The 25,163-nt window shown below is 60.0% G+C and carries 14 protein-coding genes and 1 tRNA gene; 6 read left to right on the top strand and 9 right to left on the bottom strand.

The annotated features are described in order from the left end of the window. Positions 1 to 228: 228 nt before the first annotated feature. Positions 229 to 2,055, bottom strand: a complete 1,827-nt coding sequence (gene glmS / locus ABIA40_RS00295) for a glutamine--fructose-6-phosphate transaminase (isomerizing) (protein WP_035999107.1) — start codon at positions 2,053 to 2,055, stop codon at positions 229 to 231. A gap of 1,243 nt (positions 2,056 to 3,298) precedes the next feature. Here glmS and gmd point away from each other — a divergent pair. Both gmd and ABIA40_RS00285 read left to right on the top strand, forming a co-directional pair. Continuing rightward, positions 3,299 to 4,384: a GDP-mannose 4,6-dehydratase gene (gene gmd / locus ABIA40_RS00290; protein WP_035999104.1), complete on the top strand. Its 1,086-nt coding sequence runs from the start codon at positions 3,299 to 3,301 to the stop codon at positions 4,382 to 4,384. Continuing rightward, positions 4,365 to 5,411 (top strand): GDP-L-fucose synthase, encoded by a 1,047-nt coding sequence (locus ABIA40_RS00285; protein ID WP_050991968.1) that lies wholly within the window; start codon positions 4,365 to 4,367, stop codon positions 5,409 to 5,411. Before gmd ends, ABIA40_RS00285 begins: the two co-directional genes overlap by 20 nt. A gap of 250 nt (positions 5,412 to 5,661) precedes the next feature. Here the strand turns inward: ABIA40_RS00285 and ABIA40_RS00280 are convergent, their stop codons facing one another. The 4 genes from ABIA40_RS00280 to ABIA40_RS00265 all read right to left on the bottom strand — a co-directional run bounded on the left by ABIA40_RS00280 (position 5,662) and on the right by ABIA40_RS00265 (position 11,606). Beyond that, a complete protein-coding gene (locus tag ABIA40_RS00280; RefSeq protein WP_225173803.1) occupies positions 5,662 to 8,763 on the bottom strand; it encodes an efflux RND transporter permease subunit in 3,102 nt (1,033 codons plus the stop codon). 704 nt (positions 8,764 to 9,467) lie between these two features. Then, entirely contained in the window at positions 9,468 to 10,319 is an 852-nt protein-coding gene (gene panC / locus ABIA40_RS00275) for a pantoate--beta-alanine ligase (RefSeq protein ID WP_035999098.1), read from the bottom strand. 13 nt (positions 10,320 to 10,332) lie between these two features. Further along, a complete protein-coding gene (gene panB / locus ABIA40_RS00270; RefSeq protein ID WP_035999095.1) occupies positions 10,333 to 11,205 on the bottom strand; it encodes a 3-methyl-2-oxobutanoate hydroxymethyltransferase in 873 nt (290 codons plus the stop codon). Beyond that, entirely contained in the window at positions 11,202 to 11,606 is a 405-nt protein-coding gene (locus ABIA40_RS00265) for a hypothetical protein (protein ID WP_404538094.1), read from the bottom strand. The genes panB and ABIA40_RS00265 overlap by 4 nt, the downstream gene beginning before the upstream one ends. A gap of 5,714 nt (positions 11,607 to 17,320) precedes the next feature. On the opposite strand from ABIA40_RS00265, the gene ABIA40_RS00260 reads away from it, so the two are divergent. After that, positions 17,321 to 18,976: a recombinase family protein gene (locus tag ABIA40_RS00260; protein ID WP_225157507.1), complete on the top strand. Its 1,656-nt coding sequence runs from the start codon at positions 17,321 to 17,323 to the stop codon at positions 18,974 to 18,976. Here ABIA40_RS00260 and ABIA40_RS00255 read toward each other — a convergent pair. The 4 genes from ABIA40_RS00255 to mnmA all read right to left on the bottom strand — a co-directional run bounded on the left by ABIA40_RS00255 (position 18,933) and on the right by mnmA (position 21,715). Further along, positions 18,933 to 19,009, bottom strand: a tRNA-Met gene (locus ABIA40_RS00255). The two genes, ABIA40_RS00260 and ABIA40_RS00255, sit on opposite strands and share 44 nt — an antisense overlap. 244 nt (positions 19,010 to 19,253) lie before the next feature. Further along, complete coding sequence (locus tag ABIA40_RS00250; protein ID WP_271541335.1) at positions 19,254 to 19,607, bottom strand: hypothetical protein; 354 nt, start codon at positions 19,605 to 19,607, stop codon at positions 19,254 to 19,256. Positions 19,608 to 19,653: 46 nt separating this feature from the next. Beyond that, entirely contained in the window at positions 19,654 to 20,292 is a 639-nt protein-coding gene (locus tag ABIA40_RS00245) for a class I SAM-dependent methyltransferase (RefSeq protein WP_271541332.1), read from the bottom strand. Positions 20,293 to 20,533: 241 nt separating this feature from the next. Beyond that, positions 20,534 to 21,715 carry a tRNA 2-thiouridine(34) synthase MnmA gene (mnmA, locus tag ABIA40_RS00240; RefSeq protein ID WP_271541330.1) on the bottom strand — a complete coding sequence of 394 codons (1,182 nt, stop codon included), beginning with the start codon at positions 21,713 to 21,715 and terminating at the stop codon, positions 20,534 to 20,536. Positions 21,716 to 22,089: 374 nt separating this feature from the next. On the opposite strand from mnmA, the gene ABIA40_RS00235 reads away from it, so the two are divergent. From ABIA40_RS00235 to ABIA40_RS00225, 3 genes are all read left to right on the top strand, one after another. Further along, a complete protein-coding gene (locus ABIA40_RS00235) occupies positions 22,090 to 23,664 on the top strand; it encodes a flagellar hook-length control protein FliK (RefSeq protein WP_333919224.1) in 1,575 nt (524 codons plus the stop codon). A gap of 13 nt (positions 23,665 to 23,677) precedes the next feature. Then, positions 23,678 to 24,382: a flagellar hook assembly protein FlgD gene (locus ABIA40_RS00230; protein WP_271541325.1), complete on the top strand. Its 705-nt coding sequence runs from the start codon at positions 23,678 to 23,680 to the stop codon at positions 24,380 to 24,382. A 424-nt stretch (positions 24,383 to 24,806) separates the two neighbouring features. Continuing rightward, positions 24,807 to 25,082 carry a DUF1153 domain-containing protein gene (locus ABIA40_RS00225; RefSeq protein WP_002714638.1) on the top strand — a complete coding sequence of 92 codons (276 nt, stop codon included), beginning with the start codon at positions 24,807 to 24,809 and terminating at the stop codon, positions 25,080 to 25,082. Positions 25,083 to 25,163 lie beyond the last annotated feature (81 nt).

Genomic DNA, 25,163 nt, shown 5'->3' with positions numbered 1-25,163 from the left:
AAGCCTGGAACTCTTGGCATCCTGTGGCGGATTGCAATGCCTCCTGAACGGCTTCGCCAGCACATTGCAAGCCCAGAGGCATCCCGCGCCGCGGCTAGGGTGACCAATCCTACTACACCAAGGCGGGCTGACGGTAGTATCGGTTGAGGTTGCACGACCGCACGGCGGCTACCAGCGACTTCGGATTGGGAACTCGTCGAGATCCATCTCGATACCAACACTGCAGCCTCATTCCACAGTGACCGATTTTGCGAGATTACGCGGCTGATCGACGTCCGCGCCGCTTACGACGCCAGTATGGTAAGCCAAGAGCTGGACCGGAATGGCATAGACCATCGGCGTAAAGCTTGCGACCATTGTCGGCAGAACGATGGTCACGAGCGTGTCCACCGTCGCTTCCGAAGCGCCCTTCGCATCGGTGATCAGGATGATCTTGCCGCCCCGAGCCGCCACTTCTTGCATGTTCGAAATGGTCTTCTCGAAAACGCCGTCGTAAGGTGCGATCACCACCACAGGCATAGCCTCATCGACGAGTGCGATCGGCCCGTGCTTGAGCTCGCCGGCGGCATAACCTTCTGAGTGGATATAGGAAATTTCCTTCAGCTTGAGCGCGCCCTCCAACGCCAGAGGCGCCGATGTGCCACGACCGAGGTAGAGTGCGGCCCTAGCGGCGGCGATATAGCGCGCGAGCTTCTCAATCTGCGGCTCGACCAACAAGGCCGCAGCAATCAACCGCGGCATCTCGATGAGCTCTTGCACGAGCTTCGATTCATCGATTTCAGACAGCTTGCCTCGCTCTCTCCCTGCTGCGATGGCAAGCACCGCCAGTACCATCAGCTGGCAGAGGAATGCCTTGGTGGAAGCGACGCCGATTTCTGCCCCCGCCAGCGTCGGCAGAACGGATTCGCTCTCGCGCGCAATCGTCGACGTCGGGACATTAACGACAGATATCGTGTGCAGGCCCTGGCCCTTGGCGTATCGCAACGCAGCTAGTGTGTCGGCCGTCTCGCCCGATTGCGAGATGACGATCGCGAGATCGCCCCGGCGCAGAGGCGCCTCCCGGTAGCGGAACTCAGAGGCTACATCTATCTCGACAGACAAACGCGCCAGCCGCTCGAACCAGTATTTCGCGATGTGGCCAGCGTAGCTTGCCGTGCCGCACGCAGTAATTGAAATGCGCTCAATGGAATTGAAGTCGAACGGCAACGCGACCGGCAGCGCTACCCGTTTGGCCGCCACATCGAGATAATGCGCCAATGTCTTGCCGACAACTGTCGGCTGCTCGTGAATTTCCTTAGCCATGAAGTGGCGATAATTCGCCTTGTCCGCAAGGAGAGACGATACATCAGACTTTGATGTTTCTCGTGGGACGACAGAGCCGTCTGTACCATAGATCACGCACGTCGCGCGTGTAAGCACGGCCCAGTCACCGTCCTCAAGATAAGTAATAGTATCGGTCAAAGGCGCGAGCGCGAGCGCATCAGATCCTAAGTACACTTCACCGTTACCATGTCCGATCGCAAGGGGCGACCCTTTGCACGCACCGATCAAAAGGTCGTCGTGCCCCTTGAAAAGGAATGCCAACGCGAAGGCACCGCGCAAGCGCGGCAACGACGCCTGCACCGCATCCTGCGGTGAGTAGCCATTTTTGAGGTAGAATTCGACGAGATGCACCACAACCTCGGTGTCCGTCTCTGAGTAAAACTCGGCTCCATTTCGTTCCAGCTCCGCTCGCAGCTCGCGGAAATTCTCAATGATCCCGTTATGCACGACCGCGACATTATCCGTCGCATGCGGATGAGCATTGCTCTCGGTCGGCTTTCCATGAGTCGCCCAGCGGGTGTGACCGATGCCGCTTTGACCTGCAGGGGGACTGTAGCTCAACTGCTCCTCAAGGTTTCTCAGCTTACCTTGAGCGCGGCGGCGCTCGATACGGAGACCTTCGAGAGTCGCGAGACCCGCTGAGTCGTAGCCTCGATATTCCAGTCGCCTGAGCGACGCGACCAACTGCCCAACGACCGGACCACGTCCCAAAATGCCAATAATTCCACACATATTTATCCATGCAGCCCAAGTTCGAGGAGTCCGGCGTCCGCGCTATAGGAGCCCCGTGATAGAACTCGCTTGCCCGATAACAACGGGCTTCAAGTTCGGAATCTTCCGCGGCCGTCTTTATCGCATCCCCGTTCGCCCGCGTGATTTAGATCTCTTTCAGCCATCATTGTTCGTCGGCTTCATTCCACCCTTTAGCTAGCTAGTCGAATGACGCTGCGACGGGATCGCCAACGCCGTGACCGCCTGGACGAGAGCCAAACGTGCAGTAGCGCCTGCACGGCAACGTCCAGCTTGGCACAAACAGCCTCACCCTTACTGATGAGCCACCTCACGACTCTCACTTCTAAGTCTCCAAAAAGAAATGAGCAGCGATACTGGCCTACCGGATGAAGTTGATGCGGCAACAACTGCGTCGATGCTCAGGATCGACTCCTCGATAGGGGTCACGTTTCGTCTCGGCTTCTCTCCATTTCAGGCAGAAAAAAGAACGCTGCCCACATCCTCTACATGGTCTGCTGGTGATATACCTGCGCAGCAGCTCTAGCTTGAATTGTCCAGTTCTCCCGGGAACAAATTTCCGGCGCGGGCTTTAAGAGACTTGTCATACTCGGACTGAGGCAACTTACGTTCGGTCAAGATTAAAAGATCGGCGTCGAAGCTCCATTGTACTAACGTAAACTTTCGATATCGAAACGTTCGACGGTCTATACCAACGTTTGCCAGTCCCTTTGTCTTGCATCGGCTGTGCATCGCCTACTGCAAACCAGCTATTAGGGAACGGCGTGGATTATAATTTTATGCCGACGATAAGACGGGTTCTTCTATTCGGAAGCCGCAACCCCGCCGCTCCTCTGCGCCCCGATGAGAGCGCGCGGATCCATACATGCTCGTCAGGATCGATGAGGCTCACAGATGGACGGCATCTGTCTCGTTGGCGACATAGGCAGGCGGCAAGCGCGCCCGGGCGGGCGTACCGGCGCTTACAATTCATCTCACCTGCCTCGGATCATCGCCGTTGCGACGTCGCCTGACTTTCATCTCTGAAGATCGATGTGTTGGCATAAAACAGTCCACTTATAAATCAATGTATATGGTGTGTATTCCTACGCGATGTGTATGACAGGGGCTAACGATCGCGCTCCTTGAGTTGACGGTGGAGCGCGCGTGCGCATCTCGAATTTTCGGGAAGCGGCTTCGCAATGGTTCTCAGAGCGAACTCTTTCCGTCGCAACTAAGCGAGATCATGGTGGCTCACAATTCTAAACGGCGCGTTGCGCTGATCACCGGCGTCACCGGGCAGGATGGCGCATATCTCGCCCAGCATTTGCTCGGTCTCGGCTACACCGTGCATGGGATCAAGCGCCGGTCGTCCTCCTTCAACACAGCGCGCGTCGATCATCTCTACAAGGACCGGCACGCCGGTGATGTGCCATTCCTAATGCACTATGGGGACATGACGGATTCGTCCAACCTGATCCGGCTCGTGCAGCAAATTCGGCCGACCGAGATCTATAACCTGGCCGCACAGAGCCACGTCCAGGTCAGTTTCGAGAGCCCGGAATACACCGCCAATGCCGACGCGATCGGTGTGCTGCGCCTGTTGGAAGCTATCCGCATCCTCGGCATGGAAAAGGAGACGCGCTTCTACCAAGCCTCGACCTCCGAGCTTTACGGCCTCGTGCAAGAGGTGCCGCAGAAGGAAACCACGCCATTTTACCCGCGTTCGCCCTATGGCGTCGCCAAGCTCTATGGCTACTGGATCACGGTGAACTACCGTGAGGCGTACGGTATGTTCGCGAGCAACGGCATCCTGTTCAACCACGAGAGTCCGATCCGCGGCGAGACTTTCGTGACCCGCAAGATCACCCGCGCCGTCGCCGGCATCGAGGTCGGCCTCGAGAACAAGCTCTATCTGGGAAATCTCGACGCCAAGCGCGACTGGGGCCATGCCGGCGACTACGTCGAAGGCATGCACAGGGTCCTGCAGGTCGACGAACCCGGAGACTTCGTGCTTGCGACCGGCCAGACGCGGTCCGTCCGCGAGTTCGTCGAGCTAGCGTTTGCCGAGGTCGGGCGCAGAATCGAATGGCGGGGCAAGGGCGCCGAGGAGATCGGCGTCGATAAGGCTTCTGGCAAGACCCTGGTACAGGTCGATCCGACCTATTTCCGTCCGACCGAGGTCGATCTCCTGATCGGGGACGCCAGCAAGGCGCGCGCGAAACTCGGCTGGACGCCGAAAACGTCGTTCTCGCAAATGGTGAAGGAAATGGTCGCCAGCGATCTCGTCCAAGCCAGACAGGACGCAGCAAATGGCAAGCGCGGCTTTTGAGCTGAAAGGCAAGACGGTTTTCGTCGGCGGCCATCGCGGCATGGTCGGCTCGGCGCTGATGCGCCGGCTCGCACGCGAGCAGGTCGATCTCTTGACGGTGTCGCGAAGCGAGGTTGACCTGCGTGACCAGGCCGCGGTGACTGCCTGGTTTGCAGCGAAGAGGCCGCAGGCCGTGTTCCTGGCCGCTGCCAAGGTCGGCGGCATCGTCGCAAACAACACGCTGCGCGCCGAGTTTCTCCACGACAACCTCGCAATATCGAGCAACGTGATCCAGGCGGCCCATGCCAACAGATGCGAGAAGCTGATGTTCTTCGGCTCCTCCTGCATCTATCCACGCCTGGCGCCGCAGCCGCTGCGAGAGGATTCGATGCTGACCGGCCCGCTGGAGCCGACCAACGAGCCCTATGCCATCGCCAAGATCGCGGGCATCAAGTTGGCCGAGGCCTATCGCAGCCAGTACGGCGCCGATTTCATCAGCGTGATGCCGACCAATCTATACGGCCCCGGCGACAATTATCACCCGGAATACAGCCACGTCATGGCCGCGCTGATCCGCCGCTTCCACGAGGCCAAGATTGCGGGCGGCAGCAACGTCGTGGTGTGGGGTACCGGCAAGCCGCGCCGCGAATTTCTCTACGTCGACGATCTCGCTGACGCCTGCATCCATTTGATGAAGACCTATTCCTCGCCAGAACCGGTCAATATCGGCACCGGCGAGGACATCAGCATCGCCGAGTTATCACTCATGGTTGCGGCCGCCGTCGGCTTTCGCGGTGAGATCAGCTTCGACACGTCGCGCCCAGACGGAACGCCGCGCAAGCTGCTCGATGTCAGTCGGCTGTCCGGGCTCGGCTGGCGCGCCACCACCTCGCTCAAGGAGGGCATTCAGCTGGCATACCGCGCGTTTCGCGCTGAGAGCGATCAACGGCACAAGTGTGATCGGCTTGTTCACGAAAAGGAAGCCTGCATCACGGATCAGAGCAACCCCACCAACGATCCGAATGGCAGGCCGAGCCATTCGCGATGATTGGTAGGTCCACCTTTTTATCAAGAGAGCACCAATTGTCTTTTGCCCCCTCCGCGACGTCGAGCTTGGTTCCGAAGCCGTGAATAACCGGCGCCGTTACGCCTGAGCAGCCAGCAGCGGACCACCGAAGTGTTCTTCGCCGAGCAGATGAGGCGCCCTGCTCCCGAAGATCTCGATGTCCCAGGAAACGTAAAACGGTCCTAGGCTCCTTCGCGCGCCACACGGAGCAAACCCAGATTGATTTGATGGGTCATTGCCTGGCCATCTCGGCGTGAGCAGCGCCGGTGAGGTCGAGCTTGGCGAGGTTCGCGCAGTCGGCGCTCGCGTCGTCACGGTGATCGGACGCGATCGCGACATAGAGCGCAGGAAGCACGAATAGCGTGATCAGAGTGCCAACAGACATGCCGGCGGCGAGGACGAGCCCGATCGAGAAGCGGCTCGCCGCGCCAGCTCCCGTTGCAGTCAACAAGGGCATGAAGCCCGTGACCATCGCCGCCGTGGTCATCAATATTGGGCGCAATCGGACCCGCGCCGCCATCTCTATAGCCGAGCGACGGTCAACTCTCTCCTTGAGCTGCAGCTCATTGGCGAACTCAACCATTAGGATGCCGTGCTTAGAAATCAACCCGACAAGTGTCAACAGTCCAACCTGGGTGTAGATGTTCATGGTCACCCAGCCAAAGAATGGCGGAATCAACGCGCCGACCATTGCCATCGGCACGCTGATCATGATGATGAGCGGATCGCGCAGACTTTCGAACTGCGCCGAAAGCACCAAGAATATGATGATGAGTGCAAATGCAAATGTAATGGCCAGTTGATTACCCTCTTGCACATACTGGCGCGCGTCGGCCAGGAAGTCGTGGCTGAAGCCTGCGGGCAGTTTCTTCGCCTCGGCTTCCAGGAAATCCACAGCCTGTTCGATCGTGACGCCGGGCATCGGCACTGCCTGAAAAGTCGCGCAGTTGAGCTGATTGTAGTGGGTGAGCGCGTTCGGATCGGTGGCGGTCTCGATGGAGACTACGGTAGACAACGGAAGCATTGAGCCTGTCGCGGTCTTTACGTAATAACTCCCGATTGCTTGCGGCACCAGGCGTTCCCCTCGGGGAACCTGCGGGATCACCTGGTAAGAGCGGCCCTGCAAATTGAAGCGGTTGACGTAGTTTCCCCCAAGTAAGGTGGCAAGCGCATTGCCGATAGTCTGCATGGTGATGCCAAGCTCGTTAGCCTTGGATCGATCAACCTTGATTCGTACCACCGGCTGGTTGAACTCGAGGTCGGAGTCGCTCACCATGAACAGCCCGCTCTTTCGCGCGGCATCCTTCAGCTTTGACATCTGCTCGTAGATGGATTGGAAGCCAAGGGTCGAATTGATCACCATCTGCACTGGTAGCCCGTCCGAACCGCCCGGAAGCGGAGGCAAGCTAAAGGCAAACGCGTTGATGCCTTCGATTTTTGACAGCTCGGCCTGGACAAGGGACTTTAGTACAATCGATGATCGCGTGCGGTCGTCCCACGGCTTGAGCAACATGCCCGCCAGGCCACTCTGCTGGCCGCTAACGCCATTGAGCACGAAGCTCAAGTCAGTCTCTGGAAATTTCTGTAACGCGTTTTCGAGCTTGTTGCCGTAATAGTCGAGGTAGTCGATATTTGCGTATTTCGGCGCCTTCATTAAAGCGAATACGATCCCTTGATCCTCCTCGGGGGCGAGTTCTTTGGAAGTGTGCATATAGAGAAAGCCGACGAGGCCCAGCATGGTTACCGCAAACAGCCCCGTAACCGGTCGATAGTCAAGCGAGCGATCGAGCTTGCGGCCGTACCACTGTGTCATGGCGCCGAACCCACGGTTCACAAATCTTGCAAACCGTCCCCCCTCGGCGCTCTTCAGGAGGAGCGAGCACATCATCGGCGATAGCGTCAAAGCGATCACGCCCGAAACGATCACCGCTCCCGCTAGCGTAAACGCGAACTCGCGGAACAGCGCACCGGTGAGCCCGCCCAGAAATCCGATTGGGGCATATACCGCAGCCAAAGTAATCGTCATGGAGACAACGGGGCCGACGATCTCGCGCGCGCCCGCTGTGGCAGCCTTTAGGGGCGTCGCACCTTCTTCTAAATGGCGATGAATGTTCTCCACCACCACTATCGCGTCGTCGACCACGAGACCGATAGCCAGAACCATTGCAAGGAGGGTCAAGAGATTGAATGAAAACCCCAGCACCAGCATCATGCTGCAGACACCAACGAGCGACAACGGAATAGTGACGACAGGAATGATGACCGAGCGCAGCGAGGCCAGGAACAGGAAGATCACGACCACAACGACCACGACGGCCTCAATGAGCGTCTTCTCAACTTCATCGATCGATGATTGAATAAATTTGGTGGAGTCGTAGGCTACTTTCATCCTCAGTGAAGGCGGCAGGTTACGCTCGATTTCTGGAAACAGCCCTCGAACGCCTCGCGCTATGTTTAGAGGATTGCCTTGCGGGCTCGCCTGCACGCCGACAAAGACCGCGTGCTCGCCGTTCATCGCGACACTAATGTCAGTAGTCTGCGCGGCAAGCTCCACTACCGCAATGTCCTCCATGCGCACAAAGCCACCGTCATTGGCCTTCACGATCATGCGCTTGAAATCTTCGACACTCCGCAGATCCGTATTTGCCGTGACATCGGAGATAGTGAAATAGCCCTTGGTCTGGCCCGCCGCGGCCTGGAAGTTGTTGGCGGCGATTGCAGCCGAAACCTCAGCCGGCGACACGCCGTGCCCAGCCATTTTCGCAGTATCGAGCCATAGCCGCATCGCAAAACTCTGGCCGCCCAGAATGTCTGCCGCTGCAACGCCGTCGACCGTCGAGATAACCGGTTGCACGACGCGTGAGAGATAGTCGGAGATCGCACTTGCCGCCAGTTCCTCGCTGGAGAAGGCGATGTACATGACAGCAGTCTTCTGACCCGTCGACTTCGTGACGACTGGATCGTTTGATTCCTTCGGGATCAGGTATTTGACTGAGTTGACCTTGGAGAGCACCTCCGTGAGCGCTTCGTTGGGATCGAAATTGAGCTTAATGTAGACTTTGATGGTCGAAGTACCAAGCACAGACGAGGAACTAATGTAGTCAACGCCCTCGGCGGACGCGACTGCCTGCTCCAGGGGAGAGGTGATGAACCCCTGGATCATGTCGGCGGAAGCGCCAGGATAGGAAGTCGTGATATTGACAACCGTATTAGATAGCTTGGGATATTGCCGGATCGGCAGTACGGTGGCCGCGCGCAAGCCGATCAGCAAAATCAAAGAACTGACGACGATAGACAATACCGGACGTTTGATGAAAAGCTCGGTAAATGCCATATCGACCTATGTTTTCAAGAGTGGGATGCAAATTCGCCGCAACTTATAAAGCGGCAATGATCACCGATGCTGCGGCTGTGCTAGAGCCTCCGGTATGAGGGACGCGCCATCGGCTACTCTAAGAGCTCACGTGCTCGCGGATGCGGACGCCCTATCCTTCTCTTCCATGTTCGTCACTCGAGTGAATGTTGCTCCGCTGCTCTGATGGCTGATCCCCGTCTCGATGATGGGCACCTGCTATAAAGCCTCTGTCTTCTTAAGTGCAATCGGCCGAAGGTCCGAACTCTAGATGTTCGTCGCAACACCTGATCGGAACTCAACGAATTATAGCAAGGCAGCAGCTCAGGCTTCGCACTGACCCGCAAACCAAATGATCGAGGTTCGACGTCGAAAGTACAGACGACGTGACGGGTGCTCAACTCTACAAAGGTAAATGGGTGATATAGCCTGGGCTGTAAAGCACTATACCAAGGTTTGTCGAATTGATCGATGACCGCCGCAGAGCAAATCTCGTGATGTTGCCGGACACAAACTTTTAGGTCCCACAATATTCCGTACGCACCCGCGACTTATCGCTTCGCTAAGTCGCTGAACAAGGTCGCCTTGGAGTCGGCCCTTCGCCACCAGCTCGACGCGCCCTTCGGAGGTGCTTTGAGCATTTCTTGCTGCTCAATATGCTGCGCACGGTTTAGCCACGCATTGCGCTACCGAGTTCGCAACCCCAGTAGGACGTTGTCGATCAGCCGCGTTGAGCCAACGTAGGCTGCCGCACAAAGCGCCGCGGGGCGCCGCAGTGGACTATCGGCGGTTTTGAGCGTGTCACTGTCGACAAGTTCAAGATACTGCAGTCTGTCAACTGCCTCTAAATGCCGCTTGGCGACCGCAATCAGCTTTTCTACGTTGCGCTCTCCCGAGCGAAATTCGTCGAGCGCTGCGGATAGTCCACGATTGATCGCAAGGGCCCGCTGACGCTCTTCTTTGCTCAGATAGCGATTGCGACTGCTCATTGCGAGCCCATCCTGTTCGCGAACGGTTGGTACAGTGACCATCTCGATCGGGAGATTGAGATCAATTACCATGCGACGCACGACTGCGCATTGCTGAAAATCCTTCTGCCCAAAAAACGCGACATCGGGCTGCACCATGTTGAACAACTTGCATACGACGGTCGCGACACCGCGAAAATGCCCAGGCCTGAAGACTCCGCACAGAGGTTTGGCGAGGTCGCCCGGTTCAACGAAGGTTTCGAAATGGCTCGTATAGACCTCCTGTGTCTCCGGCGCGAAGAGGATCGCAACACCGCCATCACGGCACAGTCCCTCATCACGTAAAAAGTCGCGCGGATAGCTACTGAGATCCTCGTTTGGTCCGAACTGAGTGGGGTTGACGAAGATGCTGACGACGGTGACGTCGCATTGCGCCTGGCTCGCCGCGATCAGCGCCATGTGGCCATCGTGGAGATAGCCCATTGTCGGCACCAATCCGACCCGTTGATCGGCACCGCGGGATTTTGCGAGAGTACGGCGAAGTTCAGCGACCCTCGTGATTGTTTGCATGTAGAGCTCTATATCAAGTTGGGTTGAACGGCGCCCAGTTGGTAATTGCTTCTTCGACGCCTTCGGGAAGCCTATAGGACTCTTGCGGTCCCGGGAATGCACCACCGCGGACATCCGCGGCCCAGCGCGAAAGCGCATCATGCAACTGCTGAAAGCCTTCTGCATAGGCGCGAACGAATTTGGGGCGATGACCTCCAGTGAGGCCCAGCACGTCGTGAAACACGAGCACCTGGCCTGAACAGTCCGGGCCGGCGCCGATCCCGATCGTCGGTATTGTCAAGGACTTGGTTGCTCGAGCAGCAAGCTCGGCCGGAATGCCCTCCAATACCAAAGCGAAACAGCCGGCCTCCTGCAGACGGTGAGCGTCATCGAGCAAACGCAACGCTTCATCCGCTTTCCGACCCTGCACTTTGAAGCCCCCCATGACGTTGACGCTCTGGGGCATAAGACCGAGATGACCCATCACAGGAATCTCGCAATCGACGAGGGCCTGTACCATCTCGATTCTCTTGCCACCGCCTTCGAGTTTCACCGCAGCTGCGCCTCGCTGCAGGAATCCGCCGGCGTTGCGTATGGTTTCCTCGACGCTGACGTGGAAGCTAAGAAATGGCATATCGGCGACGAGTAAAGCACGAGGCTTGCTGCGTACCACGGCTTCCAGATGATGGTTCATCATCGCAACGCTCACTGGAAGCGTATTTTCGAATCCAAGGCAAACGTTACCCACACTGTCGCCGACGAGAATGATGTCGACGGACGGATCCGCGATACGCGCCGCAACCGCGTCGTAGGCTGTCGTCATGACGAGACGCCGACCGTCCTGCTTCCACCGCTGCAGCATGGGAATTGTGATGCGATCGATCGGCTGCTCCGAAACGTGGCTCATTTGGACCTCAGTTCGATTTTGCGGTGCGAATGTGGCAAAGCTTGAACTTCGCTTAACTCGCCGACGATTTCGAAGTCATAGCTATCCACAGCGTTCGAAATGATCGAATATGTCGGGCGATCACTGGTTGCTGCGAAACGCAGGTGAACCTCTTCTTTGTGCTCATCCAAGAAGGACAAACAGCAAACAATGAGTTGGTCACCGGATTGGCAGATCCGCGCAACAGCGCCGTTGAGAGCACAGCAACGCGAGCGCCTGCGCTGAGAATGACATAGGTCGACATCCGCATCCCGGAGTTCTTGTTCCGGATGTTCACGAACTTCATTGGCGGAAGGGCCGCTGCGAGATAGGGGTGGATCGAGGGGTGATGGAACCGAGGTAATGAAGATTGCCTCCGTCACACGCTTCGCAGCGTATACTGTTCTCATTTGAAGAACGTTCAGCCTTCCGCACACACGGTACTTCCTACGGAGCGCGGAAGAAAATTGTCAACTTGCGGAAGAGAAAAAGAAATCGACGGCTCAAAAATGGCCCTCGGATGGATGAAAATCCTTTTGATTGCGCCATCATCGCCGGGAGACTTTCTTGGGTTGTCTGTTGGTTACGCGGGCGAGGGTCGGCTTCCGCCGATTCGCCGACCGGCTGCCGCCGTCGGCGACCGATCCGGTCTGCTCTAGAGCAGCTCATCGGCTGGATCGACGATGTACAGTGTAGAATTCCTTGAGGTCCGCCGAGGTGACGCAATACTGCGGCGTGACAAAGATCGTGTTTCCAAGCCAGCGCAGCACCAGATCTCGATCGCGAAATAGCCCCTGCGCCCCGCTTGCATTCCTTCCGAAAAACATAGAGCTCGGTGCCGATTTGCTCGAGGCCGAGGCGTTCGCATGCTTTGCGGGAAGCAGAGGTTCGTAGCAGGGTCCGTTGTCGGTCATGACCTGCTGACCTTGACGCCGACGCTTGTGGCGTCCCCGCCTTGAGGAGGGCCGCGGCGCAGCCCTGCCGCTCGCTCTTCATCTCTTTGCTGAAGGTATTTCGGGAGGCATCCTCGATTCAGACGTCGACATAATCCCGGCCAGGTTCTTCGCCGCGTACCCGCAGGCTGCTCTTTCGAGTCCGGCCACCATCGATCGATGGTCTACACGGTTGGACTTGCCCAGCTTTGTCGATAGCGATGTGTCAGCTCACCCGGACGTTCACGTTCATAGCGCCGCACCGGCTCGGCCGGGTCAAGCTGCGCAATCGGCGTGGCGCGGCCGTGGCACTCCGAGTTCGGCGCATGTGGCAGGCAGAGTTTGGCTTGGCGTTGAAAGAGCCTTGTAGAGCGATCACGCTCCATCGACGCCTGTCCTTGCGGAACGCTTGACCCACTTGGCGACGGTTTTAGCCGAAATATTGAATTGCAGCGCGGGTTGGCCTTTGTGAGGCCACTATGATCACGCTCGTCACCATGGCTTCCCGATCTTTCGGCGTCAGAGCCGCGTCCTTATGGGTGCCTATCGATCCTCCACGAGCGGGCTAAAGCTTCGCCAACTTCAGCTTCCTCGTTCACGAGAGGCTGGACAGCTTACCGAAAGCTCACACTAGTGGTCTCACAGACATGCTACCCGAACCGGCTGACACCCATGCGCCCCCTCTAAAAGCGCGCGTATGCGCGCAGCGATCTGCCGTGCTTCCTTCGGCCGCAGGTCGGGTTTTATGCAATCGAGTATGGCTAGCATTGCCTGAACTTCATCCATGTTCAATGTGGCGAGCTTGCGATCGGATAGTCCCAGAGACTGATCGGCGGCACGGACCTGATTGGCTACAAGCACCGCAAGCGCTTGCGACCGCAGGGACGTGATATGCCGCTCGAACATGTGCATTTTTGCCCTGTAGCTGCCCTATGGGCATGGTGTCGCAAGCGCTGGTGGCCAACCCGGTCACAAAGACTGGGGCTGGCCACCTTTGCTCCCATGAGGCTCAAATTCCCAAGGGCGACCTAGTCATATCTTCGAGAAGTAACGAACGGCACCTATCAAAATAGGTCGGTCCCATCTCATCGGCGACTCTCTAAGCTGGGTCTTTGCTTGAAGCAATTGGAGACACCAGCATGACCAGACACGTGGGCGCTCCTAGAAAACCGTGCATAAAACACAATGACAGGCCAACGCACATGACAGGCGCAAGGAATGTTGGCAGAGCAAGTCCAGACGAAGCGCGATAGAATCAGTCCATTGAGAAGATTATCCTAGACCTTGAAAGCCGCGACAGGGAGCACCGCATTGAAGAATCGACGACGCTGTCGGCATCGTCGTCGCCACACATGGCGGACACAATTGCATCAAGACAACAGCGGACCGGATTCAGCCAGGCAATCTCCTTTCCCTTCCTGAGTGTTGGCGAAGATTGATCGGAAGCAGTGCGGGCGCGACTCGGCGCCGCTTGGTTGCGCTGGAGCAGACGCTGTCCCTACCCCGCCCGCACTGCCAGTTGAACTTAGCAGAACTTGAATCAGCGCTTTTCCCCCATGCATAGATAGGGGCAGCGCTTTCGCTGCCACCCAGCTAACTGCTCCAAACTGAGCTTCAAGCGGCGCAAGAAGCTGATTGCTTGCAGAACGAGCAAAATCGGCAGAAGGAGAACTAACCCGCGAGTTGGAAGCATTGCGGGCGCGGCTCGGCGCCGGGGGGCATCATGAGGCACTATCCTGCCGCATCCGCAATGCAATGAGCTTAACGGAAGCGTGACTCGGCACATGGTGGTCCTTCAGCTCATGCGCTGTCCCTGCCACACCCCCGCTAAACCCAACGATTCTTTATCGGGGCTGGCTTACCGAAAGCTGACAGACCTGCACAATTTACAGAACGAAAGGCGACCCATGTGGGCGGGCCGCTTGCCGTTGGCAGCGATATCGCCGTTTACGCCTCAGATAACAGTCATTCGGCGCGCTTGCGATCAGCGGCACCCGCATTGGGACTACGCGCCGGATTGACACTCAGCCAATCCACTGCACGTTTGATGACTGATCGGCCGTATGACCTCACGCCCCCTGGCTCGTGGCCTCTTCGACCATGCAGGATTGGCCATTCGGATTGCGCATCAGTTGCTCTCGAATTTGAATACGTCGCGCCGCTTACCGGCTCGTGCTCCACGCTGGGTTCGCGTGGGAGGACGATTGGGTTCCGATCTGTCAAAATGCTTAATGAGCTCGATCAGCCTATCTCCCAGTAAGGCGCGAAAACTAGACGCAATTAGCGAGTTCGAGAGAAAGCAACGCGGATGCGACTCGGCGCCGATGTCCACCGGGGAGGTGGATAAATGCGCTATCTGCCGCATCCGCTTCGCCGGAACGCTAGTCAGCCTCGCGGATCACAAGGCTAACCCACCCGGCTTTCCCGTGAGGCCCGCCGCCTCAGGGTACAATGACTTTAGCGAGAGAGCGGCCTCGGGTGACCTACCAGCATTGGTAGTCATGCACAGCACGGCGGCGCAAATGGGCAAGCACACCACGTTGAACCACCTTGCATGAAGGCAGCACGCTTCGCGCCGGGTTCGGCGGTATCGGCCGCTCCGTAACGCGTTATCCAGAGCGTCTCTGCGTACAAGCACTGGAGCTCCCTCACTACACCGTGGCCTTTGTCGGGCCGATATAGCTCCCGGCGCTGTTCGCCATTCTGGCGAGCTTCTCGTTGCCCAGCGCCCCTACGCGCCCCTTGCTTTACGAGAGACCAAGGTGTGGCCACCACGGCTTGCGGCGGCGAGCCTTGGCTTCGAGGCGTTTGTCCCTCGGGCTAGCGTCTTCGGCAGGCTTCCTGCTATTTATGGAGCGCAGTTGCGCGATGAAGTTCGCGGCGAACAGCTCGATGTCAGGCAGAGCCTTTGATTTTTATAGAGAGGCGCAAGCGTCTGCATGCTTTCTTTCACTAAGCATCGGTCAATTCCTTCTCTCGCGAGCGACCAAACGGGTTCCCGTTCCCAAAAATGAAGCCACACGAGCAACGCCATGGCGGCTATGCGTGCCGCAATGCAGTCGCGCCTCTTTGCGTACAGTCAGCGCGTGGCTCCGAATTCCCGCAGGATCCTTCGATGGATCCCGAGAATTCGCGCGGCCTCAACCTGTGAGGCTGCGACGCCATCAGCGTTGATGTTATCTGTGCTCAGCATAGCTTTGAAATTCGCGTCTGCCGGTTCGTCAACGGCATGCCACCATTTTGCTTCGCCGAGACACGGCGGAACAACTCGCAACATTGGAAAGTGCGAATGTGCGGGATCGGCTGCGAAAATACGCGCGGAAGAGAAGTGCTGCCGCCCTCGTCGAGCGGCCTGCCATGATCTGTTCGGCGAGGACGATCGGAAAGGACCTTGTAGCTGCGCAATGCTCAGGTAGACTATCTGATTTGCGCGTTTGCCTCTTCGCTCTCGCCAAAAATCTCGACTCATCTGCGATATCTCGTACGCGCGGCAGAAGATCCGTCGCCTGCCGAACCGCAATGGGCGGCGTTTGGCGGCACCAGCATTCGGCCTCCTCTGCAGCTTAAGCGAGGTCAAGGAAGCTATGACCTATCGGATCTAAGAGGGCGCAAAAGACGTCGCTGATCGAGATCAGAGAAACCGTCCATGGTGACAAAAGCGATCTCAGCGGCGCTCGGCATGGGCAGCCGCCTCGACTCATGCTGACGCTTGCCAAGGAACGTGTCCGTCCGCTTATGCAGCAGATCGCGAAAGCATCTCAAGGTTCTGGCTGACAGCAATCGACGAGCAGGATCGGGCATGGCTCACCCGTTAGTGTGTCGAAGTATTCCGAGGCCCAGAAGGTCTAGAACTAGAGGGGAGGCAGCGCGGGCCGGGCCTCCGCGCTGTTCAAAGCTCTGAAACTACCAACTCCGCGCTGCCAGCGGAGTTAAATGACGTGTGACTCGGCGCTCGTCGGAGAGGCCCTTGGAAAGCGCTGTCCCTATCACATGCGCCACTAACTTCGCTCGCCAGCGTCGCGGTACTGCAACGCTGCCGCCTCGCACCCTTGGGGCGGCTGCCCCGGGGCGCCCTGCCTTTATCGTCGAGACGTCCCGCAAGGCACCTGCCAGATTTGGTAGGTTGAGCTGTCTTACAAGGGAGAAACTGAAGCGTTGTGCCGTGCACTCCTGCCCCCGCGCCGGATCCTGAAGCCGCTTATCGCGAGGGGGCAATTATGAGCTTCTGGCTTGTGCACCGTAGCCACGCATCTGATTCCCGACTCCCGCATCATTGGAGCGCGCGTGAAAACACCGGCCATCTCACGGGAATATTGAAATGTCAGAACCTGAAGGCATTTCGCAGAATTCGCTACGTATGCGCGTCCTTCATCTGAGACAAAATTCGGCAGACGATCGTACCTGGCCATATGCTTATTGCGGTTGCGCCAATGCCGTATGAGAGTCTTTCTAAATGGATCTTCGAAACCGGTTCCACATGGCACCTGCCAGATTTGATGGGTAGGCTCCCCGTCACACGACGTTAGCCATCAGGAGTCGCAGCAACATGCGCACGAGGGTCGTGCGCCAGCGAAGGGGCATCGATTTCGTCAAAAGACGCAATATCCAGGCCATAGTCGAGCCATAGCAGTCTGTCTGATGGTTGCGAGAACGGCGAAGGCCATTTCCGCTCGCTGGGTAGACCTGCCTATGGACGGTTGAACCATCCACCGCCTCCTCGCTCAGGGTCTAGCTAAGGGCTCCAATCAGGCCGAACTGGTGGCGAATTCGACAGCTGGAATAGAGTCCTTTGGCGAGGCCCGGAGTTTCCACTTCGGTATTCGCTAGATGGAGAGGTTGTGCGCTTCCCAGCAGTATCAATTCCATTCACGCAAAGCCGTTCGCTCCTGTCTTTTTCTTCGCCTAGGCATCCGATTGCACGACGAGTTCATAGCGGCCGTTGCACTTAGTCATCATCCGAGCAGGATGCTCGAGATGATCAGTTCCCCCCACGTCGTCTTGTCGACTGACGCCAGCGTAGGTGCGTGCACCTCGTTGAGCTGCGCGATTGCCTAGAGGTTCGATCGTGCGGGAAGCCGATCTCAAATTTTCCTTGCAGGCGAAACCAGACAAGGCGATCTTACGCCTCGCGCGAGTACTTGCCCGTGTGGCCGCGAGGGAAGATCATGAAAGACAGCTCATCGAGCGAAGCGGGGAAAAGAGCGACGATCTATGCTCGATTCTCAACCGATCTCCAGAACGAGCGATCGATTGAGGATCAGCTTTCACTTTGTCAGAGCTATGCCGAGCGCGAAGGATTAATTGTTGTCAGTACCCATGAAGATCGGGCTCGTTCGGGCGGGTCTGTCATGGGCCGCGAAGGCCTTCTACAGATGTTGGACCAAGCGCGGGAGAGATCCTTTGACGTGGTGATCGTCGAAGCGCTCGATCGCCTCTCTCGCGACATGGAAGATCTGGCTGGCATTCATAAGCGGCTGTCATTTCTCGGGATCGAGATCCGGGCGGTCCACGAGGGCGTCGCTAACACCGTGCTGGTGGGCCTTCGCGGCTTGGTCGGACAACTTTATCGCGAGGACAATGCGCACAAAGTGCGTCGCGGCCAAGCGGGGCGGGTTAAGCAAGGTTTGGCTGGCGGGGGCCTGACGTACGGATACGCAGCGGTACCTGGAAGAAGTGGTGAACGAGTGGTTGTCGAGGCCGAGGCACAAGTGATCCGGCGCATCTTTCAGGAATACGTGGATGGTCGTACGCCTCGGGAAATCGCGCATGATCTCAATAACGAGGGGGTATCACCTCCGCGGGGGCGAGGCTGGAATGCGTCAACAATCAATGGCAATCATGAGAGGGGCGCCGGCATTCTGCTAAACGAACTTTATGTGGGGCGCCTTGTCTGGAACAAAGTCAGGATGGTGAAGGACCCCGACTCGGGAAAACGCCTGTCACGACCAAATCCGAAGAGTGACTGGCAGGTGGCTGAAGTGCCGCATCTTGCAATTGTCAATCCAGAGCTATTCACGGCTGCTCAGCAACGCAAGGAAGAGCGCGGTCACATCCACCCCAGCCACCAACGTCGGCCTCGTCGGATGCTATCCGGACTGCTCCGGTGCGGCTCATGCGGTTCGGGTATGGCAACTAATGGACGCGACAAGTCAGGCCGCATTCGTATTCGCTGCTCTGCGGCGAAAGAGAGCGGCACATGTTCTGATGCCAAGACCTTTTATTTAGATGCGGTCGAAAGTGCAGTCCTCAGCGGGCTCAGGGCCGAGCTGCGTGCACCGAAGGTTTTTTCGGAATACGTACGAACGTATCTGGAGGAGCGGAAGCGCCTCCTAGCTACATCACAGGCAAAGCGGCACCGCCTTGAGCAGCAGCTAGGGCAGTTGAGTCGAGAAATCGAACGACTGGTGGATGCGATCGCGAAGGGACATGGCGATCCGTCCGTGCTCGGGCCGCGATCGACTGCCTTAGATGCCGAACGAAAGCGGATATCTGAGGAGTTGCAAAGCGAACCACCCGCTCCGATCGAAATTGCGCTGCATCCGGCCATCCTCAAACGATATGAGGAGCAACTCGGTCGGCTTGAAGAAGCACTGGGTAAAGGTGTCAGTGCGGGCGACGGAGAGGCCGCAGAAGCCATTAGAGACTTGGTCGAGACGGTCACCGTGTTCCGCGAACCGGAACGCCCAGGTGGTTTAGCCGTCGAGATAGCAGGCCGACTAAACGCCCTGCTTGGCGAAAAGGCCTATCCAAATCAAGTCAAAGGAGTGTGGGGAAAGGTGGTAGCGGGGGAGGGACTCGAACCCCCGACCCCAGGATTATGATTCCCGTGCTCTAACCAGCTGAGCTACCCCGCCACAGGGATCGCGGCGGCGAACAAGGCCGATCTCGCGAACGCGCGGCATATAAGGAAGGGGGCGGGGGTAAGTCAATCCGCCTTCGCTAAAGCTTCGGCGCGACAAGCCCGCTTCGGCCCGATTTCTCACCAGAATTTGCGATTTTTTGGAGCGCCAGACTCGTGGATGGTCCCCCTCACCCGGAATCCGCGCGTCGCGCGGATTCCGGCCTCTCCCCGGCGGGGAGAGGCGAAGGGAAGCGTCCTTATTTCGGCCTCACATTGGGGTCGCCGCCGGGGCTGCCGGGGGGCGGGATCACCGGGGTGTTGCCGCCAGTGCTGGGCGCGGGGGCGTGCATGTCAGGATCGATGCCCGCGGGCGGGCAGAGCACGCCGTCGGTCTTGGCGAGCTTGTCGCCGAGCGGTTCCCGGGACTGGCCGGTGGTGGTGCCGTCGGGGGTGGTCGCCAGCCGATCGGATGGGGCACAGCCGGCGGCGCGTTGCGGGGATGGCGGCGCGGTCGCTTGCGGCGGCGTCGCCGGGGCGGGCGGGGCCTGCGCGATCGCTGGTGCAGAGGCGGCGATCAGGAGGCCCGCAACAATGAGGTTTCTCGTGCGCATGGGTAGGAAACGCGCGCGCGAGGCCCCCTGTTCCCGCAGGTGGCAATCACGATTTGCGGTAGCGGATCAGCGAAAAATGACCCATCGGCGGCATGGGCCGGCGCTCGGTGAGCGCGACGCCGCCGTGCTTTTTGGCCCAGCCCTCGAGGCGGGCCCACGGGAATTCCGGGCGCCAGCCGAGGCGGCGGGCGATGGGCGCGAAGGCGAGCTCGAACAGCTTGCGAGGGCCGCTTTCCGCACCGATGTGATTGACCAGGATCAGCTCGCCGCCAGGCCTCAGCACGCGCATGAACTCGTCGAGCGTGCCTTCGGGATCGGGCACGGCGGTGATGACATATTGCGCCACCACCGCGTCGAAGAAATCATCGGGGAAGGCGAGGTTCTTCGCATCCATCACCGAGAGCACTTCGACGTTGGAGAGACGGAGCGAACGCACGCGCGCCTGCGCCTTGCGCAGCATCGGCTCGGAGATGTCGACGCCGCAGACCTTGGTGGTGCGCGCGTATTCGGAGAGCGAAAGACCGGTGCCGACGCCGACGTCGAGGACGCGGCCGCCGATGCGGTCGGCCTCCGCGATGGTCGACTGCCGGCCGGCGTCGAACACCTTGCCGAACACGAGATCATAGACCGGCGCCCAGCGGCCATAGGCCTTCTCGACCCCGGCCCGCGAGATGTCTGCTGCCATGCCCCCTGCCCTTGCGCGAAGATTCTCTAAGGTGTGTTTGTTGGTGAGAACGGATCCCGCCCCGCGGGAGGTCTAGTGCCTCTCCCGCGTGCGGGAGAGGTCGCGCCGAAGGCGCGGGTGAGGGTTCTCTCCGCATCGGGAGTATCCCATCGCGGAAGCACCCTCTCCCCAACCCTCTCCCGCAAGCGGGAGAGGGGGCGCACCGTGGCTGCGGTGACAGTTGGGCTCAATCTCATCGCGCTCAGCCGCGCACGGCTTCCGCGAGCGGGCGCGATGTGCCCGTGCTGGCCTTGGCCGCGGCGCTCTGGATGAAGCCGCCGCCGAGCACGCGGGCCTGGCCGCTCGCCGCGTCGTAGAACACGCAGGCCTGTCCCGGCGAGACGCCCTCCTCGCCGGCGACGAGCTCGACCTCGTAACGGCCATTGCTGCCGCGCAGCCAGGCCGGCTGCGGGCTGCGGGTGGAGCGCACGCGCACGAACATTTCAAGGCCGCTTCCGATGGCGCGGTCGATGTCGCCGTCGCCGATCCAGTTGACGTCGCGCAAGCTGATGCGGTGCATCTTCAGCGCCTCGCGCGGGCCGACCACGACGCGGCGGGTCACCGCGTCCAGCCGCACCACGAACAGCGGCGCATGGGCTGCGATGCCGAGGCCGCGGCGCTGGCCGACGGTGAAATTGGCGATGCCGTTGTGCCGGCCGAGCACGCGGCCCTCGAGATCGACGATGTCGCCGGGGTCCATCGCATTGGGACGCAACCGCGTGATGACGTCGGTGTAGCGCCCCGTAGGCACGAAGCAGATGTCCTGGCTGTCGTGCTTGTCGGCGACCGCAAGCCCGAAGCGGCGGGCGAGTTCGCGCGTCTCGGGCTTGGTCATGTCGCCGAGCGGAAAGCGCAGGAAGTCGAGCTGCTCCTGCGTGGTCGCGAACAGGAAGTAACTCTGGTCGCGGTCGGCGTCGGCCGCGCAGACCAGCGCGCGCGAGCCGTCGCCCCGGCGGCGCGAGGCGACGTAATGGCCGGTGGCGAGCGCCTGCGCGCCGAGCTCCCGCGCGGTCTTCAAGAGGTCGCGAAACTTGACGCTGCGGTTACACTCGATGCAGGGCACCGGCGTCTCGCCGAGCGCGTAGGAGTCGGCGAAATTGTCGATGACGGACTCGCGGAAGCGGTCCTCGTAATCGAGCACGTAATGGGGAATGCCGAGCTTGGCGGCGACGTCGCGGGCGTCGTGGATGTCCTGGCCGGCGCAGCAGGCACCCTTGCGATGGGTGGCCGCGCCATGGTCGTAGAGCTGCAGCGTGATGCCGACGACGTCGTAGCCCTCAGCCTTCAAGAGCGCAGCCGTCGTCGAGGAATCGACGCCGCCCGACATGGCGACGACGACCCTGGTGTCCTCGGGACGGCCTTCGAGATCCAGACTGTTGAGCATGGGCCCTAAAGCGTTGTGACGGCGGCGACGCGCGATCCGCGATTGCTGTGCTTTCTCCGGGGACGGCGGCGATCTCCCGGAACCTTGGTTCCCGAAGAGCACGACTGCCCAAGTCGAAGGCGGCTGAGAGTAACCTCTTTAATATAGGCGGCATTCCGGTGAAGCAATCACGCGGGCCCCCGCTTAGGGCAATTCTTGCCGGGGCGGCAGAAATGGCGGGGTCGGGGCCGGCGGCCCGGCAATGCATCCACGTCGCCAAAACGTTGATTATATTACTGAAATCTTCGAGTTGGGGCGCTGGCCCGCTCCTTGCTCCCTCTTGATGCGAAGTTGCTTGCAAGGGGTTGCCTGTGGTCGGTCGGATGTCAGATGTCGTGGCAAGCGTGCAAATCCAGAGCGCGCAGCAGAAGCCTGCCCGGTCGCAAGCCCCGAAGGACACGCCGGCGAGCGAGGCTTTCGGCTCGCTGGTCGACAGCAACACGCAGGCCAGCGGCAACAACGCGCCGGCGCAGGACAGCGCACCGCGCCGGAGCGAGCAGACCTCGTCCTCCCCGGCGACCGAGCGGCCGTCGCGCGACACCTCGTCCACGGACCAGACTTCGCAGAGCAAGGCGAGCGACGACACCGACGCGTCTGCGCCGGCGGAGCATGACAGCGAGGCGCCCGGCAATCCGGCCAAGGACGCCGGCAAGGTCAAGGACAAGTCCGAAACGGCGGACGCCAAATCGGAGGAGAAACCCGACGAGACCGCGAGCGCCGCGACTGATGGCACCGAGGTCCTCACCGCCGCCGCCGAGGCGGCTGTTGCCGCGCCGCCCGCTACGGCGCAGACCGCCCTGCCCGACCCCGGAATCATCGTTGCCGCGCCGGTCGTGCCGGTCGATCCGAATGCAGCTGCGAACCAGGCTGGCGATGCCGCCGCCGCGCCGCTCGCGATCGCCGCGGCAGGTCTTGCCGCCAGCGCCTCCATCGCGGCCCAGATCGCCGGCACCAAGACCGATACCGCCACGGCGAGCGCCAAGGCCGCAGGCGCCGAGGTCGACGCCGAGACTACGACAACGCTCGGCGAGGCCGCGGCCGGCACGACCGAGACCGCCTCGACCGATGGAAAAGCTGGTGGCGGACTGATCGCCGCGGTCAGCCAGGGCACGCCCAAGACCGCGTTCAAGGATGCCGCCACGGCGCAGGCCCAGACCGACATCTCGAATATCGGCCAGGACACCGGCAAGGCGAACGTCGCCGCGCAGGCACCCGCCGCCAACGCCGCCCATGCGCAAGGCTTGAAGCCGCAGGCCGATAATTTCGCGACCGACGCCAAGGCGGGCCCCGCCGACCGCACCGCCGAGCCGGTCCAGGGCACGCCGGCCGCGCCGGCGCATGCCGGCCCGCAAGCCACGATCGCTCCGACCGAAGCCAGCGCGCAGGCCGCTTCCGCCGTGCAGGCGCCGCTGACCAATGCGACCTCGGCCGCCACCGCCTCCACCGCGACGCTGACCGCGACCGCGGCGACCCACACTACGGCGGTGCCGATCAGCGGCATCCCGATCGAGATCGCGGCCGCCATTCGCTCCGGCAAGTCGCGGTTCGACATCAGCCTCGATCCGGCCGAGCTCGGCAAGATCGACGTCCGCATCAATATCGACCGCGCCGGCAACGTCACCTCGCATCTGACGGTGGAAAAGCCGGAGACGCTGCAGATGCTGCGTCAGGACGCGCCGCAATTGCAGCGCGCGCTCGACGATGCCGGCTTCAAGACCGGCAGCAACGGTCTGTCCTTCAGCCTGCGCGACCAGAATTCATCGGGTCAGCACTCAGGCCAGAACAACGACAATGGCGGCAATGCCCGCCGCCTGATCGTCAGCGAGGACGACAGCGTTCCCGCAGCGCCCATCGGGCGCGGCTATGGCCGCATGCTCGGATCGAGCAGCGGCGTCGACATCAGAGTGTGAGGAGTATCTGGCAATGACCACCACGAATGCCGCCACTTCGCCCGCGGTCGTCTCCGGAACGACCGACCTGCCGAAATCCTCGTCGAATTCGTCGATGAGCTCGACCACGGGGTCGACGCTCGCCGGCAATTTCCAGACCTTCCTGACCCTGCTGACGACGCAGCTGCAGAACCAGAACCCGCTCGATCCGCTCGATACCAACCAGTTCACCCAGCAGCTGGTGCAGTTCGCCGGCGTCGAGCAGCAGCTCAAGACCAACGAATCGCTGGCTCAGCTCGTCACCCTGCAGCAGACCACGCAGGCGACCCAGGCGCTGGGCTTCGTCGGCAAGACCGCGCTGGTCGACGGCTCGACCGCGACGATGAAGAATTCGTCGGCGACCTGGCATCTCAACGTGCCGACCGACTCCACGGTCGAGATCTCGATCGCCAATTCCAGCGGCCAGACCGTGTTCAACGGCAAATATACCGCCGCCGCCGGCAACGACATCCCCTTCACCTGGAACGGCATGGGCAATGACGGCACGCAATGGCCCGACGGCAAGTACACGATCTCGGCCACGGGCAAGGACGTCGCGAACAACAATGTCGGCATCGCCGCGCAGGTGCAGGGCGTGGTGTCGTCGGTCGATCTGACCCAGTCGCCGCCGCTGCTCACCATCGACGGCGCCAGCTACACGCTGAGCCAGGTCAAGAGCATCATTGCGACGGGCAATTGAGGGAGCGCTGCAGCGACAAGTTCGGTGTCATCCCCGCCTAGTGCGCAATTGCGCACGGGGGGCGGGGATCCATAGCCACAGGGTGTGGTTGGAGCGCATAGCTGGTTTCCCAAGTCTTCGTCAAACCCCTTCCTGGGGTTATGGATCCTCAGATGCGCAATTGCGCATCATAGCTCGCGCTCCGCGCGCCCCGGGATGACAAGAGAGGGACTCCGCGGCACCTCGGCAGACCCTCTTTGTTAGTAAAGTATTTACCTTCTGCCCCGCTCAGCCGGCCGAGATTGCGTCTTCCGCCCGCCGAGTCGGCCGCGTTCCCGCAAGTTTCAACGAGAATTGTATTGAACCCTTAGGCTTAGCGGATTTTTAAGCCGCGGGGGTTACGGTTACGGCGTGAGTTCAGTGGTTGAGAGTTTGTGAGTACGCCATGACAGAACCCCATCGCCCGAGGGTAAAATACGTCATCGGGCCGGACGGCAGTCCGTTGACGATCGCGGATCTGCCTGCACCCGGCACCAAACGCTGGGTCATCCGCCGCAAGGCCGAAGTCGTCGCCGCTGTCCGTGGCGGACTTCTCTCCCTCGAGGAGGCCTGCAGCCGTTATACCCTGACGGTCGACGAATTCCTCTCCTGGCAGTTTTCCATCGACCAGCACGGTCTGGCGGGTCTTCGCACCACCCGCATCCAGCAATATCGCCAGTAGGCGATCCGGAATTCTGCGGTTTTTGACGAAAATCGGCCTCGCTCTGCGAGGCCGATTTTTTTCATGATGCACTTTTGTCCG

Origin of the sequence: Bradyrhizobium sp. USDA 223, assembly GCF_044909005.1 — a bacterium.
In the GTDB taxonomy this organism is placed as follows: Bacteria; Pseudomonadota; Alphaproteobacteria; order Rhizobiales; family Xanthobacteraceae; genus Bradyrhizobium; species Bradyrhizobium yuanmingense.
The sequence above is the reverse complement of the archived record's forward strand: the minus strand, read 5'-3'. Positions and strand labels throughout refer to the sequence as shown.